Source organism: Butyrivibrio sp. INlla16 (assembly GCF_900104155.1).
Classification (GTDB): domain Bacteria; phylum Bacillota; class Clostridia; order Lachnospirales; family Lachnospiraceae; genus Butyrivibrio.
On the sequence record NZ_FMYB01000056.1, the window covers coordinates 1 to 20,781 of the forward strand.

Below are 20,781 nucleotides of genomic sequence, written 5' to 3' on the forward strand. Positions count from 1 at the left end.
TGTTCTGTATATCGGATGTCTCCACATCACTTCTTCCAAGAATAAGTGCTGCTCTTTGACATACCTTATAGGACTTTGCCACATCCATATATGCATTCATGGCAGTTACAGCATTTGCCGCATCTGAATAAGAATTCACCGCTGATGCATATACTGTAGCTTTAGCTCCAAAGGTATCATTTCCCTTATCCAAGGTAACACCTAATCCTACTAAGAAAAACAACACTGTTATTATTGCTATGAACTTAATATTTTTTTTAAGCGCATTTATACATCTAAAAATATCAATCTCTATTTCATTTTTATACATTATTATTCCTTCCCAACTGTGACTAAATTGAATAAAAAACACAAATTCACACAAAATCTATGAAATTATATCATCAAAAAAAAGGATTGTATACTGATATTTTCATAGAGAATCTTCTTTTTCAGATAGGTTTTTTGTATAATTTGATTATTTTACAATTCCATGTTAAAAATGTTACAATATTGTTACATAGTTGTTTTTATACACTAGGTAATATAAATGCAGTGTCAATATTTTTTCGTAATCTATTTTTACTTACATGGAGGACTACCTACTAATGGTTAAGAGATTATATTTAAGGTCACTATCTATTTTTATTACGCCTATCATTCTGGTTTCTTTAATGTGGCACCCCCTACACTCTTACGCCAGTAATACCCTAAACAGCAGCAAAGATGTCGAAATACCGGAGGAATTAGCCAATGATCCTGTCTATTGTTCAATGAATACTCCTTCAGAATCTGTTTCCGACGAAATGATTCGCGCCTGGCGTGATTACGGACACATCATCCATGATGATATTCCATCATCAGCTGAATACTTACTCAACTTCGGTGCTATAGAAGAAACCACTAAAACCACTCTCCCCGATCAATTTACTGTCTACCTCGGAAAAATGAAAATGTTCGCTTACTCAATCTCCCAAAAAAGGTGGATCACCATAGACTCTCAGCCTTATCCAACAGGTATATACATCTATACTCTTCCGTGGACAACTACTACAGCAACAAAATGCAAGGATGTAACCTATTACGACAACTATGCAAAGGTTGAACTGACTAAAAAGGATCTCCAGGGAAATTGTCTACACTTTTGGGGCAGATCTGTTCCTCTGCTCAAAGACGATTATCTATACTATGCTGCATGTTACGATGTATGGATAAGTGGAAATGCTGTAGGAACTTTAACCGCATCTGGGGGTATTGACACTAAAGATTCTACCGGCAGAAACACCTTGACCCAACTTTATTCTTCACGTGGGTATAGTGGCGCAACATACAAAAAAACCGTTTGGGGAACAAATATTCCGAACGATGAATATCAAAAGTGTAATTCACAAATGCTAAACTTATTGTATTCATCCGACTCTGCTTATTCAGATTCAAATACTTCTTCCAAATCCGAAAGCACAAACAAGTCATCTAATGCCAATAAGTCAAACGGAAAGAAGAGCAATTCTCAAAAAAGTGAGAATGATAAGAAAAGTTCTCAGAAAACAGACACTGAAACAACACCTTCAAACAAAGAAGGCACCAGTAAAACTCCCGACAAAGCTGCTGACAAATCAAATGATGAGAAAACAACTGATAAAAAAACATCATCTGAAATAGAGATTCCAGGCGAATCATTTACTGAACAATCAGCTGCCACAGAATCGTCCGCAGAATCTTCCACAGATGTAGTGACAACGCCTTCGGTAGAATCAAATAACCGGGATGCAAGTACAGACGAAAATAATAAGACCTATTACAAGCTTCGTGCACCTAAAATAAAACTTTTATCAGCAAAAAATAAATCAATAGACGTCAAATGGCAAAAGAGCTCACAGTCCATTTCCGGTTACGAAGTCCAATACAGTACAAAACAAAAGATAAGCAAAAAAGCAAAAAAAGTACGTATAAAAGGGAAAAAACGTAGTTCAACAGTCATTTCAACGTTAATACCAAATACTTTTTATTTTATACGTGTCCGTTCCTATAAAAAGATTGGTAGTAAGACTGTATACTCAAAGTGGAGTAAGCAACAATATATTAAAACCAAAAAATAAATGTCAAAACCCAGAAAGACCTCATATCTTTCTGGGTTTATCTTTTATTAAAACTTGCTATAGTTTTATATCAGCATTTTTTTCAGCAATAATCACCAAATAATACTCTACCCTATGGGCCAAAATGTATAACATACATTTTGGTTTTTTTATTATCTTTATCATTTATTTAAATAGAATAATTTTTTTTTTGGAAATGTTTTATCAAATATGCTTTGATAATAATCATATTTTCTTTTATCATTGTTTTCGTAGGTTAATTTTATTATTGCTCAAAAGAAAAGTGAGGGTCTTATGAACAAAATCATCTTCAGAACATTTTCAACTATTATTGCAGCATTTATTCTTTTCTCCGCATTTCCTGCAACAGCATATGCAACAAATTCCGATAATTCCTCAATAACTCTTGATAGAAACGGTATGCTGAGTACAACTTCTGAGTCATATTCATCTGATACAACTATTCGATGGGATTCTTATAGAAAATCAAAACTAGGTGTTCACGATGGCAACATTCCGGTATCCATGCTAAATGATCCAGTTTACTGTTCCATGAATCTTCCTTCTGAATCTGTTTCAGATATGATGATTGCAGCATGGAGAGATAATGGACACATCGTAGGTACTATTCCCGACTCAGCATCAAAGCTTCTTAATTTTGGAGCAATTGAAGACACCACTAATACAACTCTTCCTGAAAACTTTTCAGTATATATTGGAAAAATGAAGATGTTTGCATTTTCGTCCTCTCAAAACAAGTGGCTTTTAATTGATTCACAGCCATACCCCTGCGGTATTTATATTTATACTTTACCCTGGACAACAACCGTAGCAACAAAATGTACAGATGTATCATATCACGGAAGTTATGCAAAAGTTAACCTGACCAGAGAACAGCTTCAAGGTAACTGCCTCCATTTTTGGGGCAAATCTGTTCCAATTGAAAAAGATGATTATCTTTATTACGCTGCCTGCTATGACGTTTGGGTAAGTAGTAATGCTGTAGGTACATTAACAGCTACCGGCGGAATAGATACAAAAGATGCAGCCGGCAAAAACACATTAACCCAGTTATATTCCACAAGAGGATATAGTTGTACTACAACTTCCAAATCAATTTGGGGCAATACTATACCCAATAGCGAATATACAAAATGTAACAGTTCAGTACTCAATCAGATGTATTCAGGAAACATGACCAGTTCACCTGAAGTAACAACCCCTGAAGCATCTACACCTGAAGTATCTACACCTGAAGTATCTGTACCCGAAGTTACAGATTCAAATAACAATGAAGAGGCAGTAGCTCCCAGTCAGACTTCGGAAGTTTCGAATACAAACACTAACGAAACCGAAAACACCGAAACTCAAATAAATAATAATGAGGATACTACCCCCGATAATAGTAATCCCGGCTTGACAGAAGAAAAAGAAAACACACCTGAAAACAATAATGTAGATCCGGTAACAGAAAATCAGTCTCCTGCAAGTAATGGAGCAGAAGAAGTAAAAGAAGCCGCAATACCCACACCACCTACAACAAATATCACACTCGCTATCGGTGGATACAAATCAATTATCCTTAGATGGAAAAAACAGTCATCAAATGTAAGTGGATATGAAATCCAGTATAGCACTGACAAGTCTTTCAAAAAAAATGTGGATTCTGTAAGTATTAACAAATATACAAAAACAAATAAGGTTATCAGTAAGCTCAAATCAGGCAAAACATATTATGTCAGAATTAGAACAATCAACAAAAAAGATAATAAAACAGCTAACTCTAACTGGAGCAAAAAAGTAAAAGTAAAGACTTGGTAAAAGAAAAAAAACGACTACAGAGACTGCAACCGCGGCATCTCTGTAGTCGTTTTTTAGTTGCTTAAAATCCTAAGCAATTCTTCTTTAGATTTTATTCTTTCTTTTTCCAAAGTATGATTAGCTTCTGTGAAATCGATATCTGATTCCAATACACTAAAGTCATTTTCATCTCTGGCAATCAAGCTTGTCAATTTTGTTAATTCAAGCAAACTTATATTTCTGGCACTTGTACCTGTCTCAGGCATTAGTGTGACAAATGGCGTATTTAAATTGATTGAAAATGCAGTTCCATGAAATGAATCTGTTACCACATAAGCTGCATTATCAAAATACTCCAAAAATTCCTGTATATCCGGCGTTTCAATGAAGTCTCCGCCCCATGATTTTTGGTGTCTCATAACCGCCAATCTTTTAAGTGGCAATCCCACTCTTTGAGCGAATTTTGCAGCATATGAACTCAGCCTTTCATTCTTATGAATTTGATAAACAAGAACATATTTTCCTTTATCTTCTCTTTCTTTAGCAGAAAGCATTGTTCTCCATTCATCACCGGTGAATAAAAGTGTAGGATCCAATACCTGTGTAGAAGGAATATTATTATCATTCAAAAAGCTTACTGCCTGATTCTCTCTTACCGTGATGCTGTCATATTCCTTAAAACATTGAAGCATTTTTGCAAGATCTCTTTCCTCTATTTTCATTTTTCCAAAAGAAGCAGCATACGCGACTTTCTTCTTAGAACCTTTTACAAAATCCAAAAAGTAATTCCAGTCATACTGGAAATTCATCAATGGTCCCCATACCTGATCACTACCTGTCATATAAATATCAGCTTCGGGAGGATTACTCAAATCATGATAAAGCTCTGTCATGGGTAACCATTTTTGTCTCATCCTTTCGAATTTATTGCATGCAGATTTATCCTCGCTTAACCTGGCAAGGTAATATGCCGCCAGCATAGGAGGAAACTTTTTTACATATGTTTTTTGTTTGCCTGCAGTAATAAGTCCATTACTTTTGAATTCATCATTTCGTATATAATCTATAATTTTGCATTCAAATCCCAAGCCTTCAACAGCCCTTTGCGTGGCTATAGCTTGCAGAATTGACCCATAGTTAGCAATAGCATGCCTTGTAATAACTAAAACTTTTTTCATTAACTAAAACCTCATTATAATCTTTGCGCCAAGTCAAGATAATAATTCTGAAGAGTAATATATGACTCCTCTATATCATATTTATTATCCTGAATCACGTTATTCTCTCTCGACGTCAAATTCATTTTTTCGGTAATGATTTTTGCCCATTCATCAGCAGCTGCATCCAGCGGAATAAAATATGTGTTTTCACAAAATGCTACTTCCTTGGGTACTCTGTCAGAAAAGAAACATGGCAATTTAGAAAACTGCGCCTCTACCCCAACAACAGGAACCCCCTCGAAAAAAGACGGCATAACAAAGGCATCCATCGCTTGATATAATTCATTTACATCTGTTCTTTTGCCCAAAAACTTAACTCTTGCATCAAGTCCTTTTTCATGAACCAGCTGTTTTATTTCCTGCTCTTTTTCTCCAACCCCAATCACAAGAAGGATTACATTATTCATCAGCTTTGTGATTTCGGAGAAAATCTCTATCAAAAATCTATGATTTTTCTGATATGACAATCGTCCAATATGGCCAAAAACAACTTCGTCGGTAATTCCCAACATTTTTCTTTTTTCTTTTCTTACTTCGTTATCAAAAATAAATGCCGACTTATCTATTGCATTGGGAATAACTTTAAAATCTTTTCCCTTAAACAAAAACTTCCCGGCTTCATCCCCACAAGCCAAAAAATCGGTAGCAACACCTGTTATTCTCTCTCGATAATACATCTTTAACCAATATTTCATATCCTTATCTATAGATGTATTATGGCTATGTGCTATTCTTATAGGAACTCCATTCTTCATACCGGCCTTTAATGGCAAGTAACTCATCGGATCTATATGGGAATGCATAATCTTATATTCAGGATGTTCCTTAAAGAATTTTTTCATAAATAAAAAAGGCTCTTCTGGCATGAGTGTGGTTAGTTAAATACGCTGAAGTCCTCATGCCATGCGGCTTAAGCGTAATAATTAGAATCTCATCATCATAATCATCCTTCTCCGGACGGTGTGTCAAAAAGTCAAATTGTATTTCTGATCTGTCAATATGTCGGTAATAATTCATCAGCATAGTCTCCAACCCGGCTCTATGCATATTATTTACCACTTGCAAAACTCTTATCATTTCTCTCCTCGCTTAAGCATCGTTTTTGTAATAGCAGTTTGTATAGAATTAATAATCCACGCTACTATTACTGTAAATATAACAGAAAGAATAAAGTATCTGACATCAATAGTTTTAAGATACTTTTTCAGAATATCAAACATCATAAACTGATATAAATATATTTCAAATGATATTTTATTCAAAAATCTCAATGCAGCATTATTAAAGTTAAAGTATTTACATATAACCATAACAAAGTAATAGAATGGTATTAGCATACAGTTATGAGAAACCATATCCATTACACTTACATCTTTTGCTTTCAATGACACAACAAAAGTCACCCCAAGCAAAATAAACATTACTGCAAAAATCAGCATCTTGTACTTTTTTAAAACTTGTTCTATTTCATCTTTACACTCATAAAGTGTGACACCAAAAGGAAACGCCCACTCACTGATAAAATAGCTTCTCCCAATACCCGGAGTTTTCATATACGTCAGTACCAACGCCAAAGAAGTGAAAATTATAACCAAAGTCCAAATACCAATTATTCGAGCAGTTTTCTTTTCAATAAATCTGTATACAACAAAAAACAATATATAAAGGATTATCATTGCGTATACATACCAGTTCATATATCTGAACAAATCAACTAATGAAAGCTTTTCTCCATTTATCGCCCATAATACTAACTCGGTAACTACTCGGGAAATAACAGCAGTTATTATTATTTTAGGCATTTTTCTCTGCAGAAAACCCGAAATATAATTTATTTTAGTTCCACATGAATATGCTAAGCCATATCCTGAAAGAGCGAAAAAGAATCCCACTCCAAAAGTGCTCACTTTTCTTAATGGGACCAGAATTGCAGGAAGATTGTCATATGCCAAGGTGCAATGTGTATATATTATGAATATCGCAAACACCCCTCTAAGAACATTTACACGTCTCTGAATATCTATGATATTCTCATCCTTTACCTTTTCAAATTTCATCCCCACAAGACAAAGAATAAATAAGATCAAATATAAAACTAAGTACTGCATGTTTTGTCAAAGCCTCTCAATTCCATGTATTTTTACATTTTTATATCAGCACATTGTCACAATTATACTAATTATGCAATAAATATTAAATATTCAATCTGTAAAATTTATTAAGAAAATTGAATACTATTCATACAGATAGTACAAATCCCATATGCAATAAAAGTTATTACAATTATTGCTCTCTATTCTCTATAATTGTCTATTCTCTCTTTTATTGCTATTATTAGTCTAGTGCATTGTATGTATTATAAAGTTAGAGTTTTTCATGGAGTATTATCATGTTTTTATTTATATTTTCAACATTATTATTTCTTGCTAACATATATTTTTTTTATAAGAAAAAATATATGAACCTTTTTTTTCCCTGCCTTTTATTTTTGCCAAAATATTATGGTTTTGATATATCAAACGCTTTTCCTGTCATTTCAGCAACGAGGTTAATGTTTATAGTTTTTTATATCTACACCCTGGTAAATAAACGCAATGGCATTTCTTTACAGAAACACTCTATATCTAAATTCTTTTCAAATCGTGCAATTATACTGCTGAGTGGGTATTTTATTTCTAGAGTAATTGCAAACATGTATTATATTGGAACATATTCTGAAGCTATAAAGACTATTTTTAGCCTTTTATTTGAACAGTTATTGTTACTATTTGCAATCTATTTGCTAAACCCGTCGCAGAAAGAAATGCATTCTGTCATTAAATCCGTAGTGCTTTCAGCATCTGTTCTTTTTGTTGTGGGCATTTTTGAAAGTTTTTCTTTTTTCAGGCCTTTTGATTCTTTATATACCATTAGTAGGGAAATGCATAATGACTATTATGTACGATTAGGTCTACTGAGAGCAACAACTACTCTGGGCCTCCCTGTACTATATGGTAATATGTGTATTCTTATTCTTCCGCTAATTCTCTATTTGTACAATACCGAAAAGAAAAGAAGATATCTTGCAATAATTGTGTTGGATGCCTTAGCAACAGTTCATTCCGGATCAAGAGCTGATGCTATCTTCTTTGTTTTTATAACAATTATATATTTATTCTTAAAACTAATTACAAAGGATGGTTTTTTAACATCCCTAAAAAATACGTTCATTGTTGCCTTTTCATTAGCATCAATCATTTTCATCGTTTCAATCGGTAATAAGTACACTTATTACTTTTATTCAGGAAGTGCTAAAGCAGTCCTTAATGAGTTTGGATTTGATTTTCAGATAAATGAAAATGCTCCGGAAGGAGTTTCCGGTTACGGCGATAATAAGCATGGGGTTACATCCAGAACCTTCCAATTTACCGGTATAGAATATGCTTTTGGCAAAAATCCTGTATTCGGTTTAGGAAGTGGCGCTCTTCAAAATGGAGATGTGTACTATAATGGCTGGGGGACATGGGTTCCGTATCATACTTACGACATGGGAATAGTAGAAGTTCTGATTTCCGAGGGAATATTAGGTTTCATTGCACACATGTTTTTATTCATGTCGATAATTTATATTTATTTCAAGCGCAGAAAAGTCTTAAGCAAAAATAATTTTATATTATTAGCGCTGTTGCCTTTGTCTTACCTTTTATCAACTTTATCAACCGCAAATATGTATGCATTCTTGTTTTTTGATATAATCCTCTGTTTAAGATTAACAGCGGATAATAGCACAGAAACAATTAACATGGAATAAAATTATGAAACATTTAAAATATGTACTGCCAATTCTAATTATACCTATTATTTTTATTGCTTATCACAATTATAAAACAAAGCCCATTACTCAAACACTTTCTCGCGAACAAATTTTATCTGCAGATACTAATGACTATTCTTCCAATTCCATTTTAGTATGGAATGATTTTCGAGTAGGGAAATTAGACCAAAATGATGGTTCAATTCCCGTGTCAAAACTAGATGATCCCATATACTGTTCAATGAATTTACCCTCTGAATCTCTTTCGGATGTAATGATTGAAGCTTGGAGAGATAATGGTCATATAGTCGGAGATACTTCTTCACCGGACGCCAAGAAAATTCTTAATTTCGGTGCCGTTGAAGAGACAACCGGCGCTGTTTTACCGGATAATTTTTCTGTTTACATCGGAAAAATGAAAATGTATGCATATTCAAAATCCAGAAAAAGATGGATATTATTGGATTCACAACCTTATCCAAGAGGAATTTATATCTATACCCTTCCATGGACAACTACTGTATCTGAAAAATGTAAGAACGTAACGTATTATGATGATTATGCAAGGGTTGATCTTACTAAAGATGAATTAGAAGGAAACTGCCTGCATTTTTGGGGGTCTCCAGTAGATCTTGATAAAGCGGATTATTTATACTATGCTGCTTCATATGATATTTGGGTAAGTGAAAATTCTGTAGATTTGTTAACTGCTTCAGGCGGAATTGATACAAAAGATGCTCAAGGTCAAAATACTATTTCTCAGCTCTATTCTTCAAGAGGATTTAGTTGTCAAACCTATCTCAAATCAATCTGGGGAACTACTGTACCCAATTCTGAATATGATCTTTGTAACACATCTGAATTGAATCAAATATATTAAGAAAGAGGGCACATATTTTAGTTATGTGCCCTTAATAAATTTAATCCATCAGATTCATGTATTTTTCTATTTCATCTTGATTTCCATACTCTTGTTTGGATAAAAAGTCTTTGAGTGAATCTCTTAATTTATCTTCTTTGATCAATCTTGTAATACCTTCTGCTATTCCTTCAGCACTCATTGGTACTACAATACCCTCTTGTCCATCAACCATCTGATCAGAAACCGTCGGATAATTAGTAGCAACAATCGCTGCTCCAAGTATTTTAGCTTCATCCAAGACAACTGACTTTCCTTCATATCGGGAAGGTTGTACAAAGACACTTGCATTATGAATATATGGATATGGGTTCTCTCTGGCACCTAATAGGATAAATCTATCTTCTACATCCATTCTCTTAATTTGCTGCTTAAGGCTCTCTTCCAGTTCGCCTGTTCCAATAACATACCACTTAAAATCAATATTGTTCTTCTTCATAATGGCCGATGCTTCTATAGCCATATCAAATCCCTTTTGTTCACTTAATCGGCCAATAGATAATACTACATTTGTATTCTTATCAAATTCTTCCGGAATAAACTCGTTCGCTCTATTCTTTATCACAGCTGAAGAAGTTATGTTCTCAATCATATGTATCTTGTCTTTAAATTCCGGGAATTCATCCAGCAAAATATCAGCGCAAGAGTCAGATATAGTAACAATTGCATCCATATTCTTTAAATGATCATAGTCATATTTTCTTGGATGATTAGCCGCTCTATAGTCGTTATGAATCCAAACTATTTTTTTGCGTGCATTGACTTTTTCATCAAGGAAATAAAGTATCTCGCCTGAAATATATGCAAGCGCAACATCATATTCTTTATCAAGTTTTTTTATGCATGGGCCGTAAAAATACTTCCATCTGAAAGCTCGTTTTTCACGGTCATTACTCGTAAACACTTTTGAAATCCCATTTGTAATAAGTTTAAACGGCAACAAAGCACCTGCCTCATCTAGCGAACCATATAATCTTCTTATTACACCAGGTGTATCTATAACCTGATAAGCTTCCGGCACCTGATTCAAAAATAAACCGGCACGCTTAAAAAGAAGAATATCTATTTCATATTTATCTTCAGGAAGTTCATTAAGTAAATTAACTAAGCTTCTTTCTGCCCCACCGTTATAAAGTGATGCCATCACAATCAAAACTTTTTTCATTGATTATTCCCTTCAATCTTTTTATGAATTATCATCCCAAAAGACTTTTTGCCTTCTTCTTTACTTTCATTGGAATCAGCGAAGAAATAAAGTACTTTATTCTATCTTTCCAAAAATGAGTATGATAAAAATGTTCTATCCCCGCATATCCCTTATCTGCGTAAACATCTATGATGTTTTGGCGAACTCCGGTTAATCTACTTGGATACTTTAGTTGTCCATTATATTTTGATGCCATTTCAAAAGTCGACTCCATACAATTGCAGTGCTGCTTTATGTTATCAACAGCCCTCATACCTTTCTCAGAGTTAACTATAACGCAAGAAACGCCTTTTGAATCAGTAAGCTCTACAGAAGCAGCCATGTTGGGATATAAGGAACTAAATCCCCAAAAGTCACCTATTGTGATGTCTGAATATCTTGTCTGTTTAGCATATGGACATGAATAGCAATTGATTCTATATATATGCTGCTTGAGAAATAAATAGAAATAGCTATATAATTCTCCTTTTTTAATTATGGACCTACTTTTTGAATTATTGGTCTTAATATCCATCCTGGATATCATACCCTGCCCCTTGCTTTTATCCCTGAAAACAAATCTCTCAATAGTGCCATCAATATGATTTTCACGATAACTCAAAAAATCTTTGTACATTCTTTGATTAGGTACGCCATGGCATATAATATCAACAGTTAATAGGTTATCGTATTTTTTCATTAAGTAGTTATTCAACCCGTCTACTTGACATGGTGTCCCGGAAAACAAAACCTTCTGTCCATCATCTAGATCTTTCCTGACTTGTTTGTATATGTTTCCCATGTCACTTTGAACATATTTAGAGCCCTGCATCATCTTTAGATCATCCACTTTATCAATTCTGGAATGATGTACTGTCCAACCATTACTACGATCATCAGAAACAGCACCGTAAACAACACCGCTTTCATTTAATACTTCCTTTGCAATTTCTGCAAATGCTCCCCCCGAAGCAGATCTGGAAATAACGATGTCATCTTTAGACGAAAATGCAATTACATATTTATCACTCTTATCATTATCTTCATTTGCTTTTTTATATCCGCAAACCCTCATGCAAGCACCACAAGAAATACACTTATCTTTATTTATGTAAGGATACAAAAAGCCAACTTCATCCTCTCTCATTTCTATAGCATTTTGAGAGCATATATTTTCGCAAGCTCCACATGCACAGCATTCAGTTTTGTCTTTAAATAGTTCTATTTTTTCAATCATTGTTTTTCCTGATTACTTTAATCTAAACCAAATGATTTTTCTCTAAAAAATCATCGAGATCAATGTACTTTTTTTCCATGTTCCATACGTTATCAGCTACAGTCTCATATCTTTTTGAAAGAGCCTCAAAATATTTTCTAAATTCTTCAGTCCTGGGAGCAAATAATCCAATATATGCACCCATTTCTTCATATGTGGGTTTTCTACCCAATCTGGTAATTATGCCTTTAGCCAGGGTTATTGCTCCATCTTCATAATATTTCGCTCTTTTTTCCTTAAACGCATCAAGAGTAGATATTTGTTTAGCGGGGTTCCCTGCCCATACTGTATTATCCGGAACCTTGCCGCTTACAACAGCCCCTGCTCCAATGATACAATTATCGCCTATTTCTGCCCCCATAAGTATTGTAGCTCCGCGTCCAACAAATACATTATTACCAATTTTTGTCTGACGGTGATTTTGTGGCATTATTCCATAGGTGTTGTTCAATACACTAAAACTGTAATCATGCGCTAAAATCGTTACTCCTGCTGTAATCGTGCAATAGTCACCAATAGAAATCAAAAATGCAGCCTGTTCATCAACATGGGTTTGCTTAGGATCGATAAATACTGTTGTCTTTCCAATTGTTGCACCTTTCCCTCTCAAATAGGCACTATATTCTTCGGATGACATTCTGCCACTAATTTTCTTTTTTAAGGCATTTATTATTTTCATATTTTCTTACCTCTTGCAGATTTTTTTCACTAACCCGAGCGCATCCTTATACTCGTTTGTTCTAAAATAAGCCAAGAAGAACAGCAAGTTACAAATAATAGTGCAGATTATCGCTCTGATTACCAATGTCATAAACAAACCTGTTTTTATAGGAATCATTATACAAATGACATAAGCAACGCAAGAGCATATTGCAGTCACAACAGCATACGTTGATATTTTTATTATGTATTTTCTCATATAGTCATGTGGAAATAGTGTTGAGAAAATATTTTTTAACAGCCAAGGTGCTCCTACAAAAAGTACTGAAAGCACAGTCGATAGAATAACACCATAAATCCCGAAAAAATTCACCATTAATAAGTTCAATGATAAATTAGCCAATGCAGTAGTTAATGGTCTAAATCTATCAGTATGCCACAGACCTGCAGCATCCTTATAAACATTAATCGCTCTATAGACTTCCCAAATAAAGAAAAACGCACTTATATATATAACAAAAAGAAATGACAACATATTTTCTTTTTTAGCCCATAATTCCATGAAGGGTTGGTACATGCTCACCAGACAGCATGTACAAAAGCCGGAAATCCACGCAATGATGAAAGTAAATTTATTAAAGTCTCTAAAGTTTTTCTCAGGTGTTTCAGTAATAATGCTATTACCTATACCTGCCATACAAGCTGTAAAAATAATCTGAATAATACCTATAAGAGAATTAACTACATAATAGTAATTCTGATAGATACCAACCATTTCTAATCCCAAAAAAGCGGATATGACCATTGAGTCTGCAGAAGAAAAAACCACACTACCAAACTTTGATGTAAATAAGTCTCTAATCTGTCCATTGATCTCTTTTATTTCATCTTTGGGCATTGTTCCGATAGGTTTGTAGTTCGGGAACAGTTTATTTGCATAATAAGCCGTAACAATATTTGTAAGTATCTGAATACCTAACATTGTCATGACGAACGTATAATAATTATGCGTTAAAAGCAGCAGTAATATCTGAATAACATTTTGCAGCAACGCCATATATAACTTTACTTTACTTACAACATCCTCCCTTTGATGTGCGGAAAGGATACTGTTCTTATATGCAAATAACCAGTACGAAAGGACTGTAGCACCTAAGTTAAGCAGGTATAATACATATATATTGATATCCGGAGGTACATCTCCTTTTATAAGAGCCGGAATAAAGGGAATTAAGGCAATTCCTATACCGGCTATTACAAGTCCGATTATTCGGTAGTATAGACGATATAATGCCATTAAAGCGCATACTTTAGAGTGATCATCTTCGGCGATAGGTTTATACATACTAAAGACCATCGCACTACCAACACCTAACTCTGCCATATTTAGAACTGACAAAATTGATGTAAACAGACTTGAAAGTCCCAGATATTTCATTCCTAAAATATAAATTATGGCCGTTCTGGTAATGAATGGCAAAATTATTTGAGTGATTTTCATCACCAATCCAACCAGAATATTCCTGGAAGCATTCTTTGTTCGATTTCCGTTCATTATCTCTATTCTCCCAAATTATGTCTTTTTATATATATTTTCCGTTTTATCCAAAACTTAATTGGTCCACCCATATTTTTGCGGAACTCGGATTCAACAGCTTTGTAGCCTTCTTTTAAATATAATCCTAAGTATTTCTTTCTTTTCTGCGGCATTATACTTGGTTCCCTGAGTTGCTTGTTTTTGAATGCAATTTTCTTATAATCTGAAGGAATCAGTTGTAATAATCCATTGTATTCTTTTAAGAATTCTTTTCCTTTATCAGTATTTTCTAATATGCAAGACCAATATTTTCCTAAATCTATTTCTCCGGCATCAATTTCCTCTTTGTGCTGCTCTTCTATTCCCCAGAAATCACCTATTGTAATATCCGATACTCTCTCCTTACATGCATATGGACAAGAATAACAATTTTCCCTATATATAATTCCGTTCAAAAACAATTTGTAATATGAAAGCAGCGCATGCGGTATTTCATATTTAGTATTTTCAGAATATGCAGCTGCATTAAACCCTTTCTCTTTGCCGGCTTTATCTCTAAATGAAAAATGTAACAGCCTGCACTTCAAATCTCTTTCTAATCTGGAAATGAAATCTCTGAATAATTTTTGAGAGGAAACTCCATGACATATCAAGTCAATTGTAATGAGATTATTTGGATTTCCGGTAATTGTTTTTACAGCATCAACCTGACATGGTGTTCCACAAAATAGAACCCGTTCTCCACTATTAAGTAATTCCTTTATTCGCGGGAAGGCAACAAAACTATTTGACTGAACATATTTGGACCCCTGCATTTTCTCCAATGAATCATTATCATTTCCAACAATATGTTCAATTACAAATGAACCATTTTCCTGTTTGGCAATAGCACCTGAAATAAAGCCACCACTTTTAATAAAAGCATGCGCAAGTGCAGAAAAAACTCCACCAGATGCACTTTTTCTTTCCATATCAGTATCATTATTTATTGCTGCATATCCTTCTAATGGTTCATGCTTTTCTATTTTATCTTTTTTATAGGCACAAATACGCAAGCACTTTCCGCACTCTACGCATTTGTCATGATCAATTTCCGGAAACAGAAAGCCACAGTCATCTTCTTTCATGGAAATAGCTTGTTTTGGACATTCATTGGCGCAAGCACCGCATCCACAACAATCTTTTTCATTGTTAACCAATATTATTTCACTCATCAAAATGCTCCGCTTTAGCTAATCAGTCCAATACATTCTTTTATGTAAAGTTCGCTTTTTTCTCTCTCTTTATCAATAATGGAATCTACCTTAGTGTAATCAATATCTTTTATTAACTGACCTTCCAGCTGATTTATATCAAAAAGCATTCTCTCTTCCAGTCCTAAATCGCTCAGTAGATTTGACATTTTGTTCTTATTAGTCTTTCTGATAATAGATACAAACTTCTTGTGATTAATAATCGAAAAAATCGTTCCGTGGAAAGTATCCGTAACAATATATTCTGCATTATAAAAATAGTCCAATAATGTAAAAGGATCTGCGGGAATATATAAATCGCACCACTGTAATACCCCACCAAAGCATACCGTTTTTAATTTATGCTCGTGGGCAAAGTTCTTTATTGCAAGAATCTCTTCTTTTGAACGAATACGATCGTTATATGCATAAACTATCATATAATTCTTTAATGAAACCGTATTCCTTTTGCGCTTAGAGAGTGGTCCGACCAAAACAGGATCCAGATTATGCACTATCTCTCCGTCATACAGACTGGAGACATACTCTTCTGTTCCTTTATCACGTACAGACATTCTTTTGAAATTGCTCATGCACTTTCTGACATCAGGCACAATTTTGCTTGGTATACCATTAAAAACCGCACTTCCACATGACGCAGCATATGTAACTACGGACTTAGCATTATTAACTTCACCGTATAGCTGTTTCCTTATTTTTGTAGTACATTTAAAGACTTCATCACTACCAACAAAAACTAAATCATATTGCCCATCAGATTTATCATTATCAGCTATTTCCAAATCCTCTTTCCAAAACTTATGGATTTTTTTGAAAAAGACCAACTTCTGAAGCCTGTACATAATAATTTTTCTAATCTTCTCTATAATTTTATTTTCGCAGAAGTACTCATCATCATAATCATCCATATCCTGAACAGGCATTATTGCCTCAAGTGATGGTTCTTCCTCTATATCAAGAAATTCTGCTTTTTCACCACAAACATTTTTTATCATTTCACGCAAAGAGTATGCCTGTAAAACAGAACCATAATTGACTACCTTTTGCATAGATAAAATTCCTATTTTCATAAATTGTCATCCTCTGTACACTGTTTATCTGTATCAATAATTTCAAAATTGTCTATATTCAGATTCTTATCCCATGCAAATGCAATTAATGCCACCACTACAAAAAATTTAAGATTAAGTGTAATTTCGGCAGCAGACAGAACTATATACATATAGGCCATCATTATGAACGCATTACTCTGAACTTTATCTGCCTTTTTCAAAGACATATACAAGATTCCCAGCAATATCAAAACGCCCACAATGCCAAATGAGAGCAGGATATCTGCCAGTCCATTTTGCAAGTCAGCCATTCCACCGGTAAAAATCATAGACATAACATAATTATTCTGAAATCCCGAGCCCCATATCGGCCTGTACAAAATAGCAGGGAACACTCCTTCAAATCCTGTCATTCTTCCGGAAAGTGTCATATCCTCATGCAGGACTTCTTCAATGATATATCTTATTGGAGCCCAATAAATAACGTTTGAAAAAATCAGCAATATCGATGCGGAAATAACCAGGACCAGCATCATAACTCTGAATTTTTTAAGTATAGATGCTGTCTTTTCTCTAAACAGGAACAATGCCGCAATGATTGCTAATCCGACCAATGCGGTAGAACATTCTGTATATGCTGCCACTGCAGCTGCAATGACAAAATGAACTATCGCTCCGATAGAAGGGAATTCTTTAATAGTGCATAAGTATATATATAAGATCAACACAAATATAAACAAATAAGAAATATTGAACTTATTTCCAACCAAATATGTTCCAATCAAACCTATATGTTTTGCTCCCGTTAAAAAAGCATGAACAATAGACAATCCGCAATATGATACACCGCATATATAAAACGTCTTCATAACAGGAACCACTTCGCCTGCTCTCTGTATGCACTCCATAACCAAAAATGGTAAAACAAACTGAAATACAGATATTATTTTCCAAACCGAACCTATATTGTAGATCATGTCTTCATTGCCAAACATTGAATATGTCATCGACAGTCCAAATAATACAATAAAAAAATTAATCCCCAAATACTCCCTATCCAGCAAAGTACTGATATTAAACAACAAATACAGGAGTAAACATAAAATAATCAGGACTTGTATGATGGTCTTATTGGTGAATTCAACTTTAATATAAGATAGGTGAAATAACAGTACGGAAATTAGTATTGTAACTGTACGACTATTTATCTTAAGGAACATATTTTTTACCTACTCTTCTTGTTTAAGCTATGTGACATCCACAAATATATAATCAATCTCATCTTGTATTTCAAAACAAAAAGCATTATTTTTTCTTTTCTGCTTAAGTCGGAACTTTTATAATCTTTCAGTGCTTCTCTCAACTCGTTATGATTTAATATTTCTTTTATTTTTCGAAATGAATCATTTCTGGTATGCGTAGAAGTAATTTTGCACTCATTTCGTAGAACAACATAAAAGCATTTTCCGATATATGAGCTATATAATGCATTCTTTAAATTTTCATAATCCCCACATTTCTTGGCAACATTATGCATCCCGGAATTGAGATTTTTGTATTGCTCGTATAATTTGTCACGATATTTCTGTGTCAGACTACCCTCACGAAAATCATAATTATATATAATGTCAGGAATCACAACCATACTTTTGGCTTTTAGATATGTTTCCAAATTATATAAATAATCTTCGCTACCAATTTCTCGCTCTGAAACAAATACAATATCCTCCGTTTTAAGAAACTCCAATCTGTATACGTGGGACCACGCAGAACAAATAACTTCGCCTGTATTTACCAGTGACTCCTTAACTATCCATTTATGAATATCATTCGCATCATATTTTCCGGGCATAATTGAAGACTTTTCTTCTTTTCCAGAAGGCATATATTTAAAATTAAACTTCAGTATGTCACATGAACCATTCTCCAATGTATTATGCAGAGTCAATAATGCATTAGGTTCAATCCAGTCATCAGAATCAATATAAAATACATACTCCCCATTTGCGACTTCAATTCCCGCATTTCTGGCACTGGACAATCCTCCGTTTTTTTTGTGAATAACTCTTATCCTTTCATCTGTAGTGCAGATTTCATCACATAATGCCGGACAGCTATCTGTTGATCCATCATCAACCAAAATGATTTCATAATCATCAAAATTCTGGCTGATAATTGAATCCACACATCTTTGTAAATAAGCTTCTACATTATATATAGGAAGAATTAAACTAAAAAAAGGTTTATTCAAAATACTCTTCTCCTTACAAATAAATGAAATACTAATTATCAAGCATCATAGGAAGATTACAATCATAATTCCAATCCCAATTTTTGTATTATATCAGAGTATTTAAAGAAAAAACTACTCATATTTTTTTCACAGGCATTATGTTTTTTGGTAATATTACACATATTTCCATTCATTTTCTATATTTGAACTCTTATGAACCTCTTATGAACAGTAGCAATGCCTTCATAATTATGATAATATAAATAAGTTACATTTTTTTGTTGGAGGAACTAATGAACACTGTTACGCTAATTAGTTGGGCTAATAAACTTCATAAAACCCGTTGTTATAATATATATAAAACAGCTCGCTATCTTCTTTGCTATTTGTTTTCAAAAAAAGTCTTGCAAAACAACGTAGAAGATGCATATTCGCTATTAAACTCATACTATCCAAAGCCTGATAGTACTTGTTTAGGAAATAACGTCATAAACGAGCCAAAATATGACCTGCAAATCATTGTCCCAACATACAATAATGAAAAGTATTTAGAAGAATGTATTAACTCAATAATCTCACAGAAAACAACTTATAAATGGAAACTAATAATTATAAATGATGGTTCTACAGATAATTCAAAACAGATTTTAAATAAATATACTGATATTCCAAACATCGAAATAATTCATTCTGAAAATGGTGGATTATCATCCGCTCGAAATATTGGTCTTAGTAATATTGAAGCCGCCTATATCACTTTTGTAGATTCAGATGATACCATGCCGCCAAACACAATTCAGCACCTTCTGGATTGTGCAATAAAAAACGATGCCGATATAGTAGAAGGATCTTACTACCGTTTATATGATGACAGGCAAGTAAAATTCAACCACTTAAAAAATGAGCAGCTCAATTCCTCATCCAAATTGATAGGTATGGCCTGGGGAAAAGTTTATAAAAGCTCTCTATTTAAAAACATTATTTTCCCTAAGAATATGTGGTTTGAAGATACCATATGTGCGTTTTTCCTTTATCACTCAGCAAAACGCATTTTTACTATTTCCGATTATGTGTACTCGTACAGAATAGTAACCAGTAGTATCAGCCACTCTTCTTCGAAAAAAATGAAATCAATTGATACCATTTGGGTAACGGATTTAGTACTTAAAGAGTATTCAAAGCTTAACTTGCCAAAGGATCGCTCTTATCATAATACTGTCATGAAGCAGATTATTCTTAATGAAAAGAGGCTTTGTAAACTTCCGATTGATGTTCAGGAATCAGCCTTTATCATAATAGCTGATCTATTTGAAAAATATTGTTCTGCTTATGCAAGTGATAAACGGTATCATGACTTGAACAAATTTCTACTTGAAAGAGACTTCGGTCATTATAAACTTTATTGTCGAACTCACTAGGTTCATTTATAGGTTTATTATTGCTTCCGTAATCGATGATTCATTGATTACGGAAGTGTTTAATTTTATATAACTAAAACTTCCCACACCAAAAAGGTGTGCAGAACCTTGAAAAATCAATACTTCAGCTAATTAAAAAGGCATAAACCATTTGTCCTTTGGTATAATGGAATTGTCGAGAAACCTATATCCCAAGGGAGGTCTATGCCATGTCCATTATATCACAGAGAAACGATTCTAAGGAGCTTACCAATACAATTTGGCTCTTCTGGCATGAGTGTGGTTAGTTAAATACGCTGAAGTCCTCATGCCATGCGGCTTAAGCGTACTTTACACGGTTGCGATTTGGTAACGGT

General features: G+C 33.8%; 18 protein-coding genes. 5 read left to right on the top strand and 13 right to left on the bottom strand.

All coding sequences use genetic code 11. The features are described from left to right. On the bottom strand, nucleotides 1-310 hold a 310-nt coding region (locus tag BLR42_RS18785), incomplete at its 3' end, for a Wzz/FepE/Etk N-terminal domain-containing protein (protein ID WP_139165210.1). A gap of 277 nt (nucleotides 311-587) precedes the next feature. On the opposite strand from BLR42_RS18785, the gene BLR42_RS18790 reads away from it, so the two are divergent. Further along, the gene (locus tag BLR42_RS18790; RefSeq protein WP_170832875.1) at nucleotides 588-2,078 is read left to right on the top strand and encodes a fibronectin type III domain-containing protein; all 1,491 of its coding nucleotides are present in this window, start codon (nucleotides 588-590) and stop codon (nucleotides 2,076-2,078) included. Nucleotides 2,079-2,372: 294 nt separating this feature from the next. Continuing rightward, nucleotides 2,373-3,899: a fibronectin type III domain-containing protein gene (locus tag BLR42_RS18795; protein WP_091872467.1), complete on the top strand. Its 1,527-nt coding sequence runs from the start codon at nucleotides 2,373-2,375 to the stop codon at nucleotides 3,897-3,899. Between the two features lie 53 nt (nucleotides 3,900-3,952). Here the strand turns inward: BLR42_RS18795 and BLR42_RS18800 are convergent, their stop codons facing one another. Genes BLR42_RS18800 through BLR42_RS18810 form a run of 4 tightly spaced genes read right to left on the bottom strand, consistent with a single transcriptional unit; the run spans nucleotide 3,953 to nucleotide 7,206 of the window. Further along, nucleotides 3,953-5,056 carry a polysaccharide pyruvyl transferase family protein gene (locus BLR42_RS18800; protein ID WP_091872469.1) on the bottom strand — a complete coding sequence of 368 codons (1,104 nt, stop codon included), beginning with the start codon at nucleotides 5,054-5,056 and terminating at the stop codon, nucleotides 3,953-3,955. A gap of 14 nt (nucleotides 5,057-5,070) precedes the next feature. Then, nucleotides 5,071-5,940 (bottom strand): glycosyltransferase, encoded by an 870-nt coding sequence (locus BLR42_RS18805; protein ID WP_242879429.1) that lies wholly within the window; start codon nucleotides 5,938-5,940, stop codon nucleotides 5,071-5,073. Then, a complete protein-coding gene (locus tag BLR42_RS23655; protein ID WP_242879430.1) occupies nucleotides 5,924-6,115 on the bottom strand; it encodes a hypothetical protein in 192 nt (63 codons plus the stop codon). The genes BLR42_RS18805 and BLR42_RS23655 overlap by 17 nt, the downstream gene beginning before the upstream one ends. Nucleotides 6,116-6,171: 56 nt before the next feature. After that, nucleotides 6,172-7,206, bottom strand: a complete 1,035-nt coding sequence (locus BLR42_RS18810; RefSeq protein WP_091872472.1) for an acyltransferase family protein — start codon at nucleotides 7,204-7,206, stop codon at nucleotides 6,172-6,174. Between the two features lie 281 nt (nucleotides 7,207-7,487). On the opposite strand from BLR42_RS18810, the gene BLR42_RS18815 reads away from it, so the two are divergent. Together BLR42_RS18815 and BLR42_RS18820 are read left to right on the top strand one after the other, a co-directional pair. After that, nucleotides 7,488-8,888, top strand: a complete 1,401-nt coding sequence (locus BLR42_RS18815; protein ID WP_091872475.1) for an O-antigen ligase family protein — start codon at nucleotides 7,488-7,490, stop codon at nucleotides 8,886-8,888. Nucleotides 8,889-8,892: 4 nt separating this feature from the next. Further along, a complete protein-coding gene (locus tag BLR42_RS18820) occupies nucleotides 8,893-9,771 on the top strand; it encodes a hypothetical protein (protein ID WP_139165211.1) in 879 nt (292 codons plus the stop codon). A gap of 40 nt (nucleotides 9,772-9,811) precedes the next feature. Here BLR42_RS18820 and BLR42_RS18825 read toward each other — a convergent pair whose 3' ends face one another. The 8 genes from BLR42_RS18825 to BLR42_RS18860 form a co-directional block, all read right to left on the bottom strand. Then, on the bottom strand, nucleotides 9,812-10,975 hold the full coding sequence (locus tag BLR42_RS18825) for a glycosyltransferase (protein ID WP_091872478.1): 1,164 nt from the start codon (nucleotides 10,973-10,975) through the stop codon (nucleotides 9,812-9,814). A 31-nt stretch (nucleotides 10,976-11,006) separates the two neighbouring features. Next, entirely contained in the window at nucleotides 11,007-12,233 is a 1,227-nt protein-coding gene (locus tag BLR42_RS18830) for a Coenzyme F420 hydrogenase/dehydrogenase, beta subunit C-terminal domain (protein ID WP_091872481.1), read from the bottom strand. A gap of 22 nt (nucleotides 12,234-12,255) precedes the next feature. Next, entirely contained in the window at nucleotides 12,256-12,951 is a 696-nt protein-coding gene (locus BLR42_RS18835; protein WP_207648577.1) for an acyltransferase, read from the bottom strand. Between the two features lie 6 nt (nucleotides 12,952-12,957). Next, a complete protein-coding gene (locus BLR42_RS18840; RefSeq protein WP_091872485.1) occupies nucleotides 12,958-14,487 on the bottom strand; it encodes a lipopolysaccharide biosynthesis protein in 1,530 nt (509 codons plus the stop codon). Nucleotides 14,488-14,492: 5 nt separating this feature from the next. Further along, on the bottom strand, nucleotides 14,493-15,683 hold the full coding sequence (locus BLR42_RS18845; RefSeq protein ID WP_091872488.1) for a Coenzyme F420 hydrogenase/dehydrogenase, beta subunit C-terminal domain: 1,191 nt from the start codon (nucleotides 15,681-15,683) through the stop codon (nucleotides 14,493-14,495). Between the two features lie 14 nt (nucleotides 15,684-15,697). Continuing rightward, complete coding sequence (locus tag BLR42_RS18850) at nucleotides 15,698-16,792, bottom strand: polysaccharide pyruvyl transferase family protein (protein ID WP_091872490.1); 1,095 nt, start codon at nucleotides 16,790-16,792, stop codon at nucleotides 15,698-15,700. Further along, complete coding sequence (locus tag BLR42_RS18855) at nucleotides 16,789-17,820, bottom strand: O-antigen ligase family protein (RefSeq protein ID WP_139165212.1); 1,032 nt, start codon at nucleotides 17,818-17,820, stop codon at nucleotides 16,789-16,791. Before BLR42_RS18855 ends, BLR42_RS18850 begins: the two co-directional genes overlap by 4 nt. Before the next feature lie 179 nt (nucleotides 17,821-17,999). Further along, nucleotides 18,000-19,025 (bottom strand): glycosyltransferase, encoded by a 1,026-nt coding sequence (locus BLR42_RS18860; RefSeq protein ID WP_170832877.1) that lies wholly within the window; start codon nucleotides 19,023-19,025, stop codon nucleotides 18,000-18,002. Nucleotides 19,026-19,300: 275 nt separating this feature from the next. On the opposite strand from BLR42_RS18860, the gene BLR42_RS18865 reads away from it, so the two are divergent. Further along, nucleotides 19,301-20,425 carry a glycosyltransferase gene (locus BLR42_RS18865; protein ID WP_091872498.1) on the top strand — a complete coding sequence of 375 codons (1,125 nt, stop codon included), beginning with the start codon at nucleotides 19,301-19,303 and terminating at the stop codon, nucleotides 20,423-20,425. The last annotated feature ends 356 nt before the right edge of the window (nucleotides 20,426-20,781 follow it).